Source organism: Caminicella sporogenes DSM 14501 (assembly GCF_900142285.1).
GTDB lineage: Bacteria > Bacillota > Clostridia > Peptostreptococcales > Caminicellaceae > Caminicella > Caminicella sporogenes.
Genome location: NZ_FRAJ01000019.1, coordinates 29,021 through 47,949, shown reverse-complemented (window position 1 = coordinate 47,949; position 18,929 = coordinate 29,021). Strand labels below are relative to the sequence as shown.

The following is an 18,929-nucleotide window of genomic DNA, read 5'->3' as shown; positions in this document are numbered from 1 at the left end:
TTTAGTTGTTCATTTTCTTTTTCTAGTATCTGAGACTCAACATCTTTATTAGTAGTTTTGGAAGTTTGTTTAGAAACTGTTGTTTTTCCATATTTTTTATAGTTATTTATCCATCTTGATAAGGTAACCGGATGAATATCATGACGTCTTGCTACTATACCTTGTTCACCAGTTTCTAAGGCTTCTTTAACTACTTTAACTCTAAATTCTTCAGTGAGTTGTTTTTTTGGCACTTAAATCCACCCCCTAAATTTATTATATTTCTATGGTTAATTTTGTCCAAATCTATTAGGGGGCTAAAAAGCTAATAAGCCAATAGCCTAAATCTAAATAAAAAATCATATTAAAATATCATATACTTTACAATCGTTAACTTATAATCTAAATCAATTTGTTATCAATATTATTTAAGATATAAAACCCCTTCTCATTAAGAGGATTTTCTCTATTATAAATCATGTCCAAGCCATCTATTTGTTTAAATATACCTCCTGCACATTCAACTATAGCCTGCATTGCAGCGGTATCCCATTCTTTAGTTAAACTAAATCTATAATATATTTCTGCTTCGCCTCTGGCAATAAGACACCCTTTAAGAGAACTCCCAACTTTTTTAACATCGTTTATTTTATCTTTATTTTTTTCTAATAGATATGTAAGTTTATCTGTAGCATGTGAACGGCTCATAACTACCCTTAGCTCTTTTCTTCTATCAGAAACTTTTATTTTTTCTTCTTTATGTTTATTTTTATAAAAAGCACCTACTCCTTTAATTCCATAATAAAGTTCATCTGTCACAGGTATATATATAACTCCAAGAACTACCTTATTTTTATAAGAAAGAGCTATATTAACTGTAAATTCACCATTCTTCTTAATAAATTCTTTAGTTCCGTCTAGCGGGTCTACAATCCAGCACCAATCATTTTTAAGTCTAGTTTTGTTATCTTCTAGTTCCTCAGAAAGTATAGAATATGCCGGAAATTCTTTTTTTAATCCTTCTACAATTATATCATTTGATTTTTTATCAGCTAATGTTATTGGAGATTTATCTTCCTTGTATTCTATTTCAAATGAATTTTCATATATATCGAGTATAGCTTTTCCTGCTTTTACTGCTAATTTCTTTGCTGTATCTAATTCTTTAATTAAATTCATATTATCAGCTCCCATACCTTAAATAGTGAATAATTAATAGATAATAATTGTTAAATTATTAATTTCTCTGAATATGTACCTTTGTACCATGCAGTCCTGATTGAGCTGGAGTTACTATCAGCTTTACAGGAACTCTATTTTTTAATTCTTCGACATGACTTATAATTCCAACGGCTAATTTTTCTTCATAAAGTTTTTCAAGTGAAGTCATAACTGTATCAAGTAAGTGATTATCAAGAGTTCCAAAGCCTTCATCAAGGAAGAAAAATTCTATTGAAGCATTTCCTTTAAGCTGTATTTGTGTAGATAATGCTAAAGCTAAAGATAGAGAAGTCATAAACGTCTCTCCACCTGATAATGTATTGCAGTCCCTTCTTACACCACCATTATAATTATCACAAATCACAAAATTTCCCTGTGAATCAATTTCTAAACTGTACCTTTTATTAGTAATATCCATCAGCCTTTTAGATGCTTCTCTAGCTATATATTTCAAATGATTTACTGCAACAAATTCAACAAATCTATTTCCAGATACGAGTTTAGACATATCCTTTAACATATCCACCTTTTTTTGCAGTACAACTATTTTTTGATTTAATTCTCTAACTTTTTCAATATTTTTATTCATCTCATTAATTTGTTCTTTTTTCTTGCCCAATTCTTCTTTTAAATTGTCCATTTCAAATCCTTTAGTTTCCCTATCTTTCTTTAATTTTATCCATTCTTTTTCATCTATCCATTGGTTGTTTAATTTACTTTTAATCCTTATAATATTGTCATTTATCCTCTTAATATCATCATCATATCTTTTTATCTCATCTTCTAATACTTTTATATCTTCTTCAGCCATTAAACTTTTATTTACTTCTTCTACATCTTCAAATCCTTTTTCTTCCAACTGTCTTTTTACCTCTTTTTCAACATCTTTAAGTTCCTTTTCAAAAGTATTAAGAGAAGTTTTAATTTTAGTCAATTCATCTTGTTTTTTCATTATTTCATTTTTTTCTTTTTCAAGCTTTCCCCTTAAAGTTTCCTCTAATTTAATAATATTTACTTTGTTTTCCTGTATTTCCAATAAATATTCTTCCAGATTTCTATCTCCTACTACACTTTTAATTTTTTCTTCATATTCATCAATAATTTTCTTCTTTTCTTCTCCTTTTTCTACTATCTTGCCAAGTTCAATCTTTTCATTATTTAATATTCGATTTATATTCTCTCTATCCCTGTCCAATTTTTCTATAATCTCTCTTAATTCTCTGTGTCTTTTTTCCAGATTAACTAACTTCTTATCATTTTTTCTCACTTCACTTATCTTTTCTTCAATATTTTCAAGTTTCAATATTTCTTTGTATCTTGTATACAATTCTTTACTTGTATTAATATCTTTTTCTATATCCTCAAGTTTAATATTCATTTCCTGTAATCTTTCTCTGTCTTTTTTAAGACTTTCACTATACCGTATTCTCTCACCTTCAAGACTATTTATTTCTCTTACAAATTTATCATAGTTTTCTCTTTTCTCCTTCAAATCTACTTCCCATTGCTCTAATGCTTCATTTAATATATCTATTTCTCTTTCTTTATTATCTATATCTATCTTCAACTGTTTTATTTCTATCCCTTTTAACTTATCAATACACTTCTTAATCTCTTCTTTTTTCTTTTCTTCTTCTTTTTTATCTTTTTCTATTATAAATTCAATTTTATTAATTTGTCCTTTTAACTCTTCTCTTGTTTCTTCCAGTCCTCTTTTAATTTCTTTTATTCCTTCAATTACTTCTTGTTCTACTCTTTCAGCTTTTTGTGGATGATGACAAGAACCGCATACAGGACAAGGCTTTCCTTCCTCAAGTTCTAAACTCAATATACTAGCCCTATACAACTTTTCAAGTTTTTCAATTTCAAAATTTGCTTCTTCTAATCGCTGATTGTTTTCATTAAAATTTTCTATTAAATAGTTAAGCTTTATTTCATTTTCTTTTATCATATTTGTTATATCTGACAGTTCTTTCTCTAAAACCTTTTTTCTCTCCAAATCTTCTTGAGCTTTTTCTAAAATCATTTTCATTTGCTGTATTTCAAGCTCTTTTTTAAATATATAATTTCTGTCCTTTGGTGCATTTTCTTCAAGTTTTTTTATTTCTTCTTCTATTTTTAGAACTAATTTAGATTTTTCATCTATATCTGTATTTATTTTATTTAATTTATCATTATTGTCTTTTATAACTTCTTCTAATTTACTTATATATTTCAAATTTTTTTCTTTCTCTTCTAATAATTTTTTTAAATTCTTTTCTACTTCCCACGCTTTGTTTAATTTTTCTCTATATTCAGGAACAACTTTAATATCATTAATCGTCTTTTCTATGCTGTTTAATTCTTCTAAATATCTTTTTCTATTGGAATTATTAATTTCTACTTCTCTTTCATATTTAGTAATATTAGTTTTTAACTCACTATATTTTTTAGCAAGTTCTTCCTTTTCTCTTTTCAACTTCTCTACATCTTTTTTTATTTCTAATGCATTTTTCAAATTTGCCTCTTTTTCAATTATGATTGGTAAATTTTTCTCTTTATCTTCATATGCCTTTTTATATTCTGCCTCTGTACTCTCATTTTGGGTTTTAAGTTTATCTATTTCCCTTTCAAGTTTAACTAGTAAATTCTTTTTTATATTAATTTTTTCTAAAATATCTTCATATCTCATTAAATAAGGCTTTATACTTAAAGCTCTTACTGCTTTTTTTAATTTTTCCCTTTTAAAATCTATTTTACTCTTATCTAAACTTAATTTCTTTTCTTCTTCTAAATAATTATTAAGTTCTATTTGCAGTTCCCAAATTTTACTGAAATTTTCATACTTTTTATCAATTTCTGCAAGCTCTTTTCTAAGTATCTGCTCTTTTTTCTGTAAATTTTTAAGCTCACTCTTTAATATTTTTAAATTTTCCTCTGAAACTCCTTCATATCTGCTGAGTTCACCATTTAATATATTTAATTCTTCTTCATTTTTTCTTCTTACAGTCTTTATTTTTTCTATAAGCTTTATTCCATACTTTTCAAGTCCTAAAATTCTTTCAAGCATATTTCTCCTATCACTTCCGGATAATTTCAAAAAATCGCTAAACTTACCTTGTGGAAGTACTACTGAACGTGTAAAATCACTGTGATTTAATCCTATTATCTTTACAATTTCATTATTAACTTCAGATACTTTATCAATGACTTTATAGACATTTCCTTCATCATCTAAATAACACAACCTTGCAAAATCAGTAGTTATTCCTCCATTTTTATTTCTCTTTATACTTCTTTCTATTTTGTAAGATTTTCTCTTTTCTACATCACCTATATCAAATTCATAGCAAACATATAATTTATCACTGTCAGTATTTATATACTCTTTTGTTGACCTCGAAATCTGACCGTATAATGCTATGGTTATTGCATCGAGTATAGTAGATTTACCACTTCCAGTTGGTCCAAAAATTCCAAAGAGTCCTTTTTCTATAAGTTTTGAAAAATCTATTGTCTGTTTTTCAACAAAACTGTTAAGTCCTGCTATTTTAAGAAGTTTTGGTTTCAATTTCTTCACCTTCTTCCCTAGCTATCTCTGCAAAAAGTTTCATAAACTCTTCTGAAGGCTCTACATTTCTTTCGCTAATATAAAATTCTTTAAAGAGTTCTATTATATTCTTCTCTTTAAATCTTTCTTCATTTAATTCATCTCTTTCTATTCCCTCAATAATTGGTATTATTGAAAGAATATCTGGCTTTAATTTTTTTATCTCCTTTATTTCCGATTGGCTTAAAATTCTATCGGTCTCTATTTCTAAATATGCCCACACCTTTCTATCTTGATTTTCTCTGCAGTAATCTATTGCATCTTCTATACTACTACATCTCCAAACTTCTATAGGCTTCCTATTTTTTAAAAGTACCTCCTGCACTACTGCTTCTTTCCCAGCTTCTACATCTACTATGTAAATACATTTACTATAACCAATCTCACTTTTACTGTATTGGAGAGGTGAACCTGAATAATAGGCTTTTATATCAGTATTTTTTACTTTTTGAGGCTTATGAAGATGTCCAAGTGCTATATACTGAGCCTTTTTAGGAAGCATATTAGCATGTACTGTCAAGCCCCCACCTACTTGCAGCACTCTTTCTGAATCGGATGTTTCTCCTCCCATGACAAATATATGACTTACTGCTATATTCACCGTATCTTTTCTAAATTTTTTTGATAAATCATTAAATATTTTTCCAACTTTTTCAGAATAACTTTTCTGCATATCTTCTTCGCTTCTAATATCTCCTAAGACCTCATTAAGTCTTTGTTCACTTACATAAGGCAAAGTCAATATTACTGCTTTTTCATTCTTTATTTTTATCTCTAAATATCCTTCACCAGCATCAATTATCTCATTCTTTCCTATTTTTCCTTTTTCAACCTTACTTTTAGGATTTCCAAGAAGAATTATTCCTTGTTCTCGAGCAATTGGAGTAGATGCAGTAATTCTATCGGGATTATCATGATTGCCAGCTATCGTTAAAACTACTCTTTCCCCATTTTTAGCAAGAGCATTTAATGCTCTGTAGAATAATTTTTCTGCCCTTGCAGGCGGATTACTGGTATCATAAACATCTCCTGCAATTACAACTAGGTCAACATCTTTTTCATCTGCAATTTCAATTAAATCTTCTATAAACTTTTCTTGTTCATCTAATCTGCTTTGATTTTCTAAATATTTCCCTAAATGCCAATCTGATGTATGGAGTATTCTCATTACACCTTTACCCCCTCATCTGTATCAAATAGATAAATATAACTTTCTTTAACCACTTTTCCAGTAATCTTTTCGAGGGCTTCTTTATAAATATCAATCTGTGCTTTATACCTCTCTAAAATACTATTTATGTTTCCACCGAATACTTCACTAGTTTTATAATCTATAAGAACTATTTTACCATCTTCTTCAAAATAACAGTCTATCACTCCTTGAATTAAGACTTCCTCACAGTCATCAATTTTTTCAATTACATCACTTGCTTTTTTTCTAAGCACAAATGGAACTTCTCTATAAACTTTTTCAGCCGACAATATCCTCTTCCCTAAAGGACTTTTAAAAAAACGCATTATTTTTTCTTCATCGACTACTTTAGCTTCTTCTTCTGTTAAAAGCTCTTTTACCACCATCATATCTATCTGCTTTCTTATGGACTCTATATCACCAGCTTTATTTAAATCAATATGCTGCATTACAAAATGAACAATTGTACCTATTTCTGCTTTTGTAAATGGTTTTTTGCCTTCTATGAATTTAGGTTTTTTAATAAGTGAAGGTATATTAAATGCTATATTTTCTAAATTTTTCACTGAAACCTTTTTTATATCACTTACAGCTAATTTAGAAGGAATTTTTTCTGCATTTTTATATCTATACTCCCAATTAAATCGTTTATTTATCATATCTGTAAATTTTCTTTCCTTTTCTAATACGAAATTTTTAAATTTATTTTTAAGCTCTTTATGTGTTTCTAATTTGTCATTTTCTTCTAAAAGTATTTCAGCCTTATTTATTAAATTTATAATCCATCTTGAATTATCATTTTTATCAAAAGAAATATCCTTATCAAAAACTTCTCCTAAATTTCTCAATACTTCTCCATCTTTATGTATAAATAAAGCACTGCAAATCCAATCAAGATAAGAATTTGCTTTTATCAGATTATGTACTGATGTTTTTTTCGACCACTTTTTATATCCTTTCTGTAAATCCTTTACTGAACCTATTAGTATGAGTCTATCAACAGCTCTTGTAAGTGCAACGTAAAGTATTCTCATTTCTTCTGAAAGACTTTCTATCTTCATTTTCCTTTTAATAGCTATTTGCGGCAAAGTCTGTCCATATATCCTCTTGTCCACATCTATAAATTTAGGACCTAAACCCAACTCTCTATGAAGCAATACATCTCGCCTAGTATCTGTAAGATTGAATTTTTTGCCAAGCCCTGTACATATAACTACTGGAAACTCTAGACCTTTACTCTTATGAACACTCATAATTCTAACTACATTTTCATTTTCTCCTAAAGTTTTAGCTGCTCCCATATCTCCTCTACTCTTTGTAAGTTTATCTATAAATCTGAGGAAAAGAAAAAGTCCATTTATTGCACTTTTTTCAAATTGATATGCTCTATCTACTAATACCCTCAAATTAGCTTGTCTTTGTATTCCACCGGGCATTGCTCCAACGTAGTGATAATATCCAGTTTCTATTAAAAGTTTCCAAATGAACTCATCTAACTTAAAATACCTTGCTTGATAAGCCCATTTATCAAGTTTTTCTATAAAACATTTTATTTTTTTGGAAAGCTTATCTTCATTATCTATAATGTAAGCTTCTAAAGCACTATAATAACTTCCTTCCCTTTTATTAAGTCGTATTTTTATAAGCTCATCAGTAGTAAAATTTCCTATAGGAGACCTCATCACGCTAAGAAGCGGTATATCTTGTCTCTTATTGTCTATAAGTCTTAATAAATCGAGAAATATATTTATTTCCAAAGTATTAAAATATCCAGAACTGTCATCTGAATAAAGAGGTATTCCCTCTTTGGCAAACACTTCTGCAAATATTGGTGCCCAATTTTTAGGAGACCTTAAAAGTATAACTATATGCCTAAAGTCTATATCCATATACTGCCGCATCTTTGCATTATAAGTTTTTTTACCAATAAGCTCTTTTATCTTCTTTACTGCAAACCTTGCTTCAACTTCTGCAGTAGACATTTCTTCAAGTTCTTCATCTATTTCTCCTGATTCTTCTATTTTATTCTCTATTATATTTAATTCTATATGAGGATTATCTATTTTTTTAAATTCAAGCCCTTTATATAAATAAGCATCTTCAGTATAATCTATTTCTCCTAATTCTTTTGACATTATATTTTTAAATAAAAAGTTAATTCCTTCAAGTATTTCCACCCTAGTTCTAAAGTTCTGCGACAGGTCTATCCTTTTATTAAGGCTATCTCCTTCTTTTGCATAAGTTTCATATTTTTCTATAAAAAGTGAAGGGTCAGCTAGTCTAAACCTATATATACTTTGTTTAACATCACCAACCATAAACAAGTTATTTTCCCTTTTTATTCTATTTAAGATAGTTTCCTGCACTATATTGCTATCTTGGTATTCATCTACAAAAATGTATTCAAAATGATTTCTGTAATCTCTCTGTACTTCTTCATATTCCAACACTTTTAAAGCATAATGTTCCAAATCATTAAAATCTAAAATTCCCTTGTCCAATTTCTTTTCACTGTACTTCTCTGAAAATCTGTTAACTAATCTTTCAAGATATTTCATAACCGGATACATTTTATTTAATTCACTTACATACTCATCTACACTTTTAGTCAATATATTTTCTTTAATTGATTTATTTATTATATCTTTATATTTATTCCTAAGCTCTTTCACTTGTTCTTGAAGTAAATTATCCACCTCAAGTTTTCTACTGCCTCGTATTTGTTTAAACTTCGGATAATCAATATCACTAATGTTTAAATAAAATTTTTCAAGTCCTATATCAAGACTTCTAAGAAGACTGTCGACATTACCTAAATCTACAAGTAATGCCGTTTCATATTCCTTTGGTCCATTTATCTTATTGCATAGTTTTAAAGCTTCTGTTATCACATCTCTTGCCCCATTAAGCTCTATTCTAATACTGCTTTTTATAGTATTTATCCATTGACTTTTTTCAAATTCTTCTTTAGACATAGTAAACTTTTCTACACATTCATTAAGCCACTTCTTTGGATATGGCTTACTTTGAATAAATCCATATACTCTTAAAATAAGCTCTTGAAGTTTTATATCTTCTCTACTTCCACCAAACCCTTCTACTAAAGTAATAAAATTTTCATCAGCTCTTTCATATTCTTCTTCCAACAACTCATCTAACGTTTCTTGTATGAGTATATTCGTTTCAGCAAAATCTCCTATTCTAAAAGAAGGGTCTATATCTATCAAATGAAAGTTTTTTCTTACCACATCTATACAAAAAGAATGGAGAGTAGTTATATAAGATTTATTTAACAAAGTAATTTGTCTTCTAATATGCTTTTCATCTTCAAATCCCTTTTCTATCTGCTCTAAAAAGGCATCTAATATCCTTTCTCTCATTTCCCCTGCTGCTGCATTAGTAAATGTAACTATTAAAAGTCTGTTTATATCTATTTTTTCTTCCAGTATAAGTCTTATTATTCTTTCAACTAAAACTGCCGTCTTACCAGAACCTGCTGCTGCAGATACAAGCAAATTCTTATCTCTTATATTTATGGCCATCTCTTGAGCCTTAGTCCATTTTGGCATTAAGGTCACCCCTTATTTCATCCCTTATTTTTTTAATTACTTCTTCATCAGATAATTTTCTTATTATCCTATAATTGTTGTTATCAAAATTTTTGTCAAACTGACATATACAGGCATATTCACAATATTCGCAGTATATTCTATTATCTATTTTACAAGGCTCTATTTTTATATTTCCCTTTAATATTTCTCCTGCAATTTCAATAATAAGATTTCTAACGTGTTTTATCAAATTATACATGTCTTCATCTTCAAGCACAGAAGAATATTTTGTAAAATTTCCATCTTTCTTTAAAGATACAGGTATTACACTTGAATTTTTTTCATCTTCTAAATCTCTATCCATTGCTTTAGCTATATTTATATCTTTTATGATTATCCCATCCATTTTAAGCTTTTTCATTATTTCTTTTTCTATAGCTTCTATATCATTTCCATCACTTTCCACCATTGGATCATCTAATTTAAAGTAAAAAACACCGCCGGGATATGCTTCATTTACCATAAGTTTATCCTTATTTATTAATACTGCATCTAAATAGACTATCAATTGAATTTGTAATCCATAATATACATCAGATAAACTGAACTTTTTATTTCCAGATTTATAATCAATAACTTTTACATAGCTTCTTTTATCTCCCTCTAAAATATCTATCCTATCTATTCTGCCTTCTATTTTTATCTGCTCTCCATTTGGAAGCTCTATAATAATTGGTGGAGCATTACTGTATAAATCATCACCAAATCCAAATTCATAAAACGAAGGTTTAAAGTCACCTTTTTTTATATGCTCGGTAAGAGTCCACACTGCACGTTTACTTATTCTTTTAAGTTTATTTATAAGATATTTATATCTATAAGAACTAGAAAGAATATTATTTTCAAATTGTGGTGTTATTTCATCTATTATTTTTTCTACTATTTCATCACATTTTTCTCTATTTAGCTCTCTCCAACTCAAATCTTCTAGTTTTAAAGTCTTTGCAAACTTTTCCATCGAAGCATGGAATAATCTACCTAAATCAGGAGTTTTTATTTTATATTCCTTCCTCTCCTGTGGTTTTAAACCAAAATTTATAAAATGGGCAAAAGGACAATTTACAAATTTTTCAAATCTTGAAATACTAGATTTAAATGGCACATTATAAAGACTTCTTGCCTTTTCTTCTCCAATATATCCTTCTTGATTATTATGAAATAATCCTTCTATAACCATATCAAGTTTATCTTTCCAATCATCGTTATTAAAATACCAGTCATAAACTTCATACCATAAGTCATATATATTGTTTCCATCAACCTTTCGTCTTAAATTCTCTATCAGATACTTAAAAGTTGCTATCTTTGTTGAAACGAGGCTTTCCTGCCTTTTTTTATCTTCTTCAACAGTTTTAGGAATATCACTCTTTATTATGAGTTTTGGATAAAGTTTTTTAAATCTGTCTATTAATATTGAAGGTCTAAGTGCTCTGCCTTCTATATCAGATAATGCATAACTTATCCATAAATATTCTTTAGGTTTAGAAAGAGCTGTATATATTGAAAACTGTTCTTCTCTTATCTTCGTTTCGCTGTCAGAATATATAGGTAAACCCATATTTTTTATAATAAGTTTTTCTTCATCTACTAAAAGTCCTTCGTCTTTAAAGGAAGAAGGCAGTATTCCGTCATTTACTCCTACAACGAAAAGAGCTTTTATTTCATGACTCTTTGAACGTTCAAGATTACCTATTAAAACTTGGTCAATAGTAGGAGGTATTATACCTACCTCGTACTGTGAAAATCCAGCCTCTAAAATCTTTCTATATTCTCTCAAATTTACTTTTGTATCTCCTAAAATTTCAACTAATTGGTCAAATATCTTTATAAGAATATTCCATATTTGAGTATTTTCATTTACATACTCTAATCTGCCTTCTTCCCTTAATTTATCTATCCAATCATCAAGTTTTTCTTCTATATTTAACTCTTGTAAAAATTCAAATAAATATGTACTTATCTCCTCAACTGTACTCTTTTTCTTTAATTTCGTCTTTATATTTTCAAATGGCTTTATAAACTTTTTACGTATTTGATTTATTGTCTCAATATCTTCATCTTCGTATATAAATTCTTCAAACCATTTATTTCCTTCTATCCCCCATCTCAAAACATAGTTTTCCAATTTTTCAATTTCTTCTTTATCTATATTACAAAATCCAGTCTTTACAAATCTAAATACATCTTCATATTTAAAATTTCTATATAATGCATCTAATGAAGACAATATCAATTTAACTATGGGATTATTCATTATACTTCTCTTTTCATCTAAAAAATAAGGTACTCCATATTCACTAAATACTCTTTTTATAATAGGACCATACACATCCATTGCTCCAGTAACTAAAGCTATATCCTTCCATCTATATCCTTTATCTCTTACAAGTGACAAAATTTTTATTGCAGCATTTTCTATCTCCGTATATTGATTAGTTCCAGAAAATATTTCTATACTTTCAGGTCTTTTTCTATACTTTCTGTAGGGAAAGGCATAAATTTCTCTTTCCAAATGTCTTAAATCCTCCGATTTATGTATTAATTCATTTTGTTTTTTATTGAGGTCCGTTTTTGTTTCCTTTATGCCATATCTGTTGGCTATTTCTCTAAGTTTTTTAAAAGTTTCATTTGTCGGCATAAAAAGGTCTTTATCTTTAACATCTTTATTCGTATCAATTGTTAAAGCTATATTCACTTTTTTAGCATTTAAAAGAATTTTTTCTAAAACTTTGTATTCTTGAGAAGTAAATCCGCTAAATTCATCTATCCAAACTTCTGCACTATTTAAAAACTTAGCTTCTCCTATTTTTTCAATGAGCATATTAAATTTATCTTCTTCATCAGTATATCTACCATCCATATAGCTATTAAATTTTTCATATATAAAACTTATATCTTCTAATTTTTTTTTCAGTATAATATCTTCATCAAAAGAAATAAGACTTTCTCTTATCAACTCCGGCGATATATCATTTCTTTTAAATTCTGAAATCAAAGAACAAAAATTTGATAAAAAACCCTGCTGCTTAAATGCCTTTTGGTATAATTTAAGCTCATAGCTGTATTTATCAAAAAGTCTTCTCAAAACCATTATTTTACCTAGCTCATCTATATCTATTTTTTTTAATCCTCCTACTTCACTAAAAACTTTATAAGCCAATCTTTCAAAACTTAAAACTTCTACTCTCATTATTCCATGAATATCCGTTTTAGCTATCAAATCATACTCAGTTTGAAGTGTAAACTGCTCGGGAACTAACAATATAAGTTTATTTTCTCCACCTTCCTCCAACCTCTTTTTTATTTCATTAAAAATTAAATGTGTTTTACCTGTCCCAGCTCTCCCCAATATATATCGCAGTTTCAATTTCTATCTCCTTCCTTCTTACATTTTAAATATATGCTTTTCGAATATTTGTTCTTTTCTATTATACAACAAAAAAACAGAGTACTAAACATACTCTGCTTTTAAAATCACAAGTTTTAAATTTTAAATTGATATTTGTAATAAGTATCAATTTAAAAATTTGTTTAATGCAAAATATGATATTATTACATCAGCAAATAATATCACTATAAAAATTGTCAAAATCCTTATACACATATCTATAAAAAATCCAAGGGGCAACATTTGAATTAGTATATCTGTTTCAGGATTAAGAAGCCATAAATCATTTGTAAAAAATATTTTATGAAAAATCGTAAAATATTTGTAAAAGTTTATTTTTAAAAGGATAAAGAGAATTATCATTAAAATAAGCGGTATTATTCCAGCCCACAATAATACTTTAAATAATTCTCTCTTTCTATCTTGTGCCAAAAATGTTATTCCAAATAAAGATAACAAACTCACAATAAAACTAATTTTTCTCAATTTAAAACCACGATTAAATAATATCTGTACATCTATCATATGTTGTTTTTCACGCTGTCCAAAAACTTCATCTGTTATTCCATTTATTTTTGCAGTAATATTTAAATTATTAATTTCTCCCTTCATATAGGATATTAATTTATCAGCAACTTTAGATATATCTTCTTTATTCATTTTGGTAGTCTTATATATGTTATACTTATCAAATTCTATCAAATAAAATTCTTTATTAAATGCATAAAATTCTAAAATAGTTAGTAATATAGTCATTGGTAAAAAAATAATAAGTAATAATCTAAATATAAAAATATACTTAACACTTTTATATTTTATCATCTTTTACCTCTTTTTTTATTTTTCTTTTTTTTGCCATTTTATTTCTATACATCATCTTATCTGCATTATTTATTACTTCAAGTATATTTTGACCTTCATTGTATTCATCATATCCTATACTAACAGTTAAATCATGATTTAACACGTTTGATGTCTTATTCCAATGCTTTAAATTATCATTAAACCTATTTATAAATTTTTCAACTATTTTCATATCGCTATCAAACAAAATAACTAAAAACTCATCTCCTCCATATCTAACTACTATATCACTTTCTCTCGATGAATTTTTTAAAAGTTTTGCTACTTCCATAAGAACTATATCGCCTATATTATGTCCATAATTATCATTTATATATTTAAACTCATCTACATCTATTATTAATATCATCAATTTTTTATGTTTTTTTGCTTCTTCAAATTCAAAATTTTGTATATACTGATTAAAATAATGTCTATTATAAAGTCCTGTCAAAGGGTCTTTTATAGCCATCTCTTCCAAAATTTCATGAGCTTCCTTAAGTTTCTTAGTTTTTTCATCTACTATTTCTTGCATGTTTTTATACATATTTTCTAATTCCCAAGCCATATTCTTTATATTATTTGATAGTACCTCAAGCTCATCATTCGTCTTTATATCTAAATCTATATCAAAATATCCTTTCCCAATACTTAACGCAGCTTCTGACAATTTTAAAATTGGAGCAGTAAAATGTTTTGTTAACATCATACCTATAATAATTAATATTAAAATAATAACCACTATTTGAATAATAAAAACCTCTCTAAATTTTATAAATGAAGAAAGATACTGTTTTATATCTACTTTAATAAGTAAAAATAATTTTTTGTTATTTAATTTTTCTATATTAATTGGATACCAAGCTATCATATTTGTCTTGTCCAAATTAATATTGAGTGATTTACTATTTACTATCTTATTGTAAAATTGTGGGTAATCTTCTTTAAAATTCTTTTTCTTATTTAAATCTTTTCTTACATATTCTTTTTTCGTATTCAAAAAATCTAATAAATAATCTCCATTTTCATCAATTATTATTATATTTTGATATTTATTCTTAGTTTTTAATTTTTCAATATCTTCTAATATATAATCTATATCTACAGTTAAAATCAAAAACCCTTCAAGTTCTTTTCCCTTATAAACAGGAGTTAATAAATCAATCATGGGTTTAAAGGTATTTTCACTCTTTATATATAATAAATAAATTTCACTAATAAAAACCTCTTCTTTTTTCAGTTTTAACCCTTCTTTGATATAATATTCATTTTTTCTATATTGATTACTCTTTTCAAAATGATTATTATCAAAAATCTGGCTTTTATTTACACTTATCCTTTCATTCCCATATTTATCAATTAACCTTATTCCTTCATACTGCCTATTAGTTTTTACAAAATTAAAAAATACACTTCTTATATGACTTTCAATTTTATGTTCAGAATTTATTTTATTTAAAATTTCCTCTGTTATATATTTAAGAAAAAAAAGTGTATCATTTGAATTATTGAATAATTCCGTAAATTTTTCTTCTACATTTTCACAGAAAAAATTTACTTTTTCCTTTTCTATTTGATAGATAAATTTTTTAGCACTATTATACCCAAAATAAGCCATAAAACTTAAAGAAATCAATGAAAATAACAATAAATAAATTAAAAATTTTGTTCTTATACTCCTTAGTAGCATAATATTCTCCCCTTAATTATAAAAAATACCTATCTGAAAAGGTCTTTAACAATAAATAAATAGTTCAATTAAAAAATTTAATTAAATTTAAAAATTTTTATAAATTTTATTATTCTATATACCCTAAAATTTGTCGAAATAAATATTTTTTTGTTGTACCATGCGATTTATTATATCTACATTGAAATTTTTATTAAAAAAATCAAAACTTTATCAATAAAAAAAAGACTAAAGGGGAATTTTAACTAAAAATTCAGCACCTTTACCTTCCTCACTATACACATCGACTTTTCCGCCAAAAGATAAAACTATATGCTTTACTATTGCAAGTCCAAGTCCCGTTCCTCCTACTTTTCTTGACCTAGCCTTGTCAACCCTATAAAATCTTTCAAATAATCTAGGTATATCTTTTTTAGGAATACCTATACCCGTATCTTTTACAGAAATAAATATACTATTTTCCTTTTCATAAGCAGAAACTCTTACAATTCCACCTTCTGGTGTGTATTTTATTGCATTATCCACTAAATTAATAATCATCTGCTTAAACCAATCTCTATTTCCGTATATATTAGGTAAACTTTCTTGAATTTCACAAATAAATTCTATATCTTTTTGTTTTGCTATCTCTTCCATCATATCTTTTATTTGTATCATTTCTTCATAAACATCTATATATTCTTTTTTATTTGAGCTAAGCTTATTACTTTCTATATCAGATAGTGTAAGCAAATCATCTATTAATCTCGTTAATCTTTCTGCTTCAATTTCTATAATATTTAAAAACTTATCTCTAACTTTTTCATTATCTATAGCTCCATTTTTCAAAGTTTCGACAAATCCCAATATAGATGTCAAAGGTGTTTTAAGTTCATGGGAAACATTTGCAACAAATTCTGTTCTCATTTTTTCAAGTCTTCTCATCTCTGTAACTTCAACAATTAGTATGAGCTTACCTATAATTCTGTTTGGGTCCTGATTCAATTTTATAAGATATTTATATATCTTTAATATTCTCATTTCTGGTTCATCAATAGCAACTTCTATCTTTTCTAAATCATTATCATTGATGATTTTTTCCAAAGAAATTTTTAATTCTTCATTGTTAATTAAATTAAAAATTTCTTCTTTTAAAACATCTTCTTTTTCTATATTAAAAAGTTTTTTAGCCGGTGAATTAATTAAGATTATTCTATTACTGTTATCAATTGCTATTAAACCTTCTTTCATACTTGTTAATATCGATTTAAGTTTTGTATTTTTATCCTGAAGTTCAGAAATATTATTATTTAATCTCTCTGCCATTAAATTAAATGTATCAGCAAGTATTTTAACTTCATCTTCACTTTCTACATAAACTCTACTGCTAAAATCTCCATTTGATATTTTTTGTGCTGTAACAGTTATTTCTTTAATAGGTTCTGTAATTCTGTTTATATATCTATAACCAAGAAGCATTGCTACAGCTACACCAATAACCATTGATATTACAATTTTTTTTATAAAATTAAAGTAAATTTTATTTATCTTATTTAAAGGATATGCCAATCTTGTTACCCCATAAATAATGCCATCTTTAACTACTGGAACAGCAACATACAAATAATTAATATCCAAAGTACTACTATATCTTTGGCTTTTACCTATAATACCTTTAAGTGCTTTTTTTATTTCCGGTCTATTCATGTGATTTTCAATATTTTTTAAATCAGATTTATCAATTTCCGAATCCCCTACCACAACACCATTTCTATTTATAAATGTTATACGAGCATTTATTTGCTTTGAATATTCTTTAGCAAGCTTTGAAAAATCAATATCTTTAAAATATTTTTCCTTTATCTTATCTTCTACCATTTTATTTACTAAATTACCATCTGTAATAAGCATTTCTTCTATATTACTCAAATAGCTCATTTTTATAAAACTGAGAGAAAAAAGCCCTGTAAGAATAGTTTCCAAAAGTAATAAAATAATATAAGTTACAAATATTTTCTTCTTCATCTCATCACCTATCTCATTTTATAACCTACACCTCTAACGGTTTCTATAAATTCACCACTAGTATCTCCTATTTTCTTTCTCAGATGCCTAATATGAACATCTACAGTTCTTGTATCTCCGTAATATTCATATCCCCATATTTTATCTAATATTACATCTCTTGATAAAACTTTTCCTCTGTTTAAAGCCAACATTTTTAAAAGTTCAAATTCTTTTAAAGTGAGTTCTAATATTTCATTATCTCTTTGAACTTCATGCTTTTCAGTATCTATTACAATATTTTTCACTTTTATAACTTTATCGTTTATTTTACTTTTATCTTCTGTTCTTCTAAGTACAGCCTTTATTCTTGCTATAAGTTCTCCTATACTAAACGGCTTTGTTATATAATCATCAGCACCTATCTCTAATCCTTGTATCTTATCTCTTTCTTCTCCTTTAGCAGTAAGCATTATAATTGGAACATCTGAATGATATTTTTCTCTTATCATTTTACATACTTCTATTCCATTTATTCCGGGAAGCATCAAGTCAAGTATTATTAAATCTATCTCTTCTTCTTTTGATATTTTTACTGCATCTTCACCATTATCACAAGTCAATACATCAAATCCATTAACTTCTAAATTAAACTGTATTAACTCTAAAATATGATGTTCATCATCTACAACTAAAATTCTCTTTCCCATAACAACTCTCCTTTTAACTTGTTTTATAAATTAATTTTATACTAACTATGTTAAATATCTGTTAAATATTTTTACATAGTATAAATTTGCAATTAAATAGCTTTATATCATTTAAATATAAAATTTATTTAATATATAAAACTAAAGCTATAGATATTTATTATCTATAGCTTAACATATTTTTAGTATATATTGGTATATAAGTTAATTTTCCATTTATCCTAGTACTTTCCATCAAAGAAATTTTATCTACCAAAATTTTTAAAGGTTCTATATTTACTTGTTTTTTTATATAATCAAATTCATTTCGCATAACTACTTCTCTACCTATAGTTATATGGGGTTTTAAACCTCTCTCTTCTCTATTAAAACCCTGCTTTACTAAATTTTTCTCCAAATTATTAAATAAACTTCTTAGATTTTTATGCCCTTTATTTATCCCTATCCATATAATTTTTTTATTTTTTCTCGGAAAATATCCAAGTTCCCCTAACTGTAAATAAAACTCTTTATTTATACATGCTGTTTCATTAACAGCTGTTTTAATCCTTTCTATTTCATCATAATCTACTTCTCCAATAAATCTTAATGTCAAATGAAAATTTTCTCTATAAGAAAAATTTCCCTTTTCACTGTATTTTTTAATTATCTTCTGTCTTTTTTCTATATAATCTTTAACATCATCTGATAATTCTATAGCTATAAAAACTCTCAAATTAAACA

General features: G+C 26.8%; 11 protein-coding genes. All 11 read right to left on the bottom strand.

The features are described from left to right. On the bottom strand, positions 1-233 hold a 233-nt coding region (locus BUA90_RS10345; RefSeq protein ID WP_072968325.1), incomplete at its 3' end, for a transposase. Positions 234-381: 148 nt separating this feature from the next. Next, complete coding sequence (gene cysQ, locus BUA90_RS10340; RefSeq protein ID WP_072968323.1) at positions 382-1,158, bottom strand: 3'(2'),5'-bisphosphate nucleotidase CysQ; 777 nt, start codon at positions 1,156-1,158, stop codon at positions 382-384. A 58-nt stretch (positions 1,159-1,216) separates the two neighbouring features. Further along, positions 1,217-4,750 carry an AAA family ATPase gene (locus BUA90_RS10335; protein WP_072968321.1) on the bottom strand — a complete coding sequence of 1,178 codons (3,534 nt, stop codon included), beginning with the start codon at positions 4,748-4,750 and terminating at the stop codon, positions 1,217-1,219. Continuing rightward, positions 4,731-5,957: an exonuclease SbcCD subunit D gene (locus BUA90_RS10330; protein ID WP_072968319.1), complete on the bottom strand. Its 1,227-nt coding sequence runs from the start codon at positions 5,955-5,957 to the stop codon at positions 4,731-4,733. Before BUA90_RS10330 ends, BUA90_RS10335 begins: the two co-directional genes overlap by 20 nt. Further along, on the bottom strand, positions 5,957-9,550 hold the full coding sequence (gene addA / locus BUA90_RS10325) for a helicase-exonuclease AddAB subunit AddA (protein WP_072968317.1): 3,594 nt from the start codon (positions 9,548-9,550) through the stop codon (positions 5,957-5,959). The genes BUA90_RS10330 and addA overlap by 1 nt, the downstream gene beginning before the upstream one ends. Continuing rightward, a complete protein-coding gene (gene addB, locus BUA90_RS10320) occupies positions 9,534-12,959 on the bottom strand; it encodes a helicase-exonuclease AddAB subunit AddB (protein ID WP_072968315.1) in 3,426 nt (1,141 codons plus the stop codon). Before addB ends, addA begins: the two co-directional genes overlap by 17 nt. Positions 12,960-13,106: 147 nt before the next feature. Then, a complete protein-coding gene (locus BUA90_RS10315; protein WP_072968313.1) occupies positions 13,107-13,802 on the bottom strand; it encodes a TIGR01906 family membrane protein in 696 nt (231 codons plus the stop codon). Then, positions 13,789-15,513, bottom strand: coding sequence for a sensor domain-containing diguanylate cyclase (locus tag BUA90_RS10310; protein ID WP_072968311.1), 1,725 nt, complete (start codon positions 15,511-15,513; stop codon positions 13,789-13,791). Before BUA90_RS10310 ends, BUA90_RS10315 begins: the two co-directional genes overlap by 14 nt. A 228-nt stretch (positions 15,514-15,741) precedes the next feature. After that, a complete protein-coding gene (pnpS, locus tag BUA90_RS10305) occupies positions 15,742-17,430 on the bottom strand; it encodes a two-component system histidine kinase PnpS (protein ID WP_408608427.1) in 1,689 nt (562 codons plus the stop codon). A 95-nt stretch (positions 17,431-17,525) separates the two neighbouring features. Then, positions 17,526-18,206, bottom strand: coding sequence for a response regulator transcription factor (locus tag BUA90_RS10300; RefSeq protein WP_072968307.1), 681 nt, complete (start codon positions 18,204-18,206; stop codon positions 17,526-17,528). Positions 18,207-18,366: 160 nt separating this feature from the next. Then, complete coding sequence (gene thpR, locus BUA90_RS10295; RefSeq protein ID WP_072968306.1) at positions 18,367-18,921, bottom strand: RNA 2',3'-cyclic phosphodiesterase; 555 nt, start codon at positions 18,919-18,921, stop codon at positions 18,367-18,369. Positions 18,922-18,929: the final 8 nt, after the last annotated feature.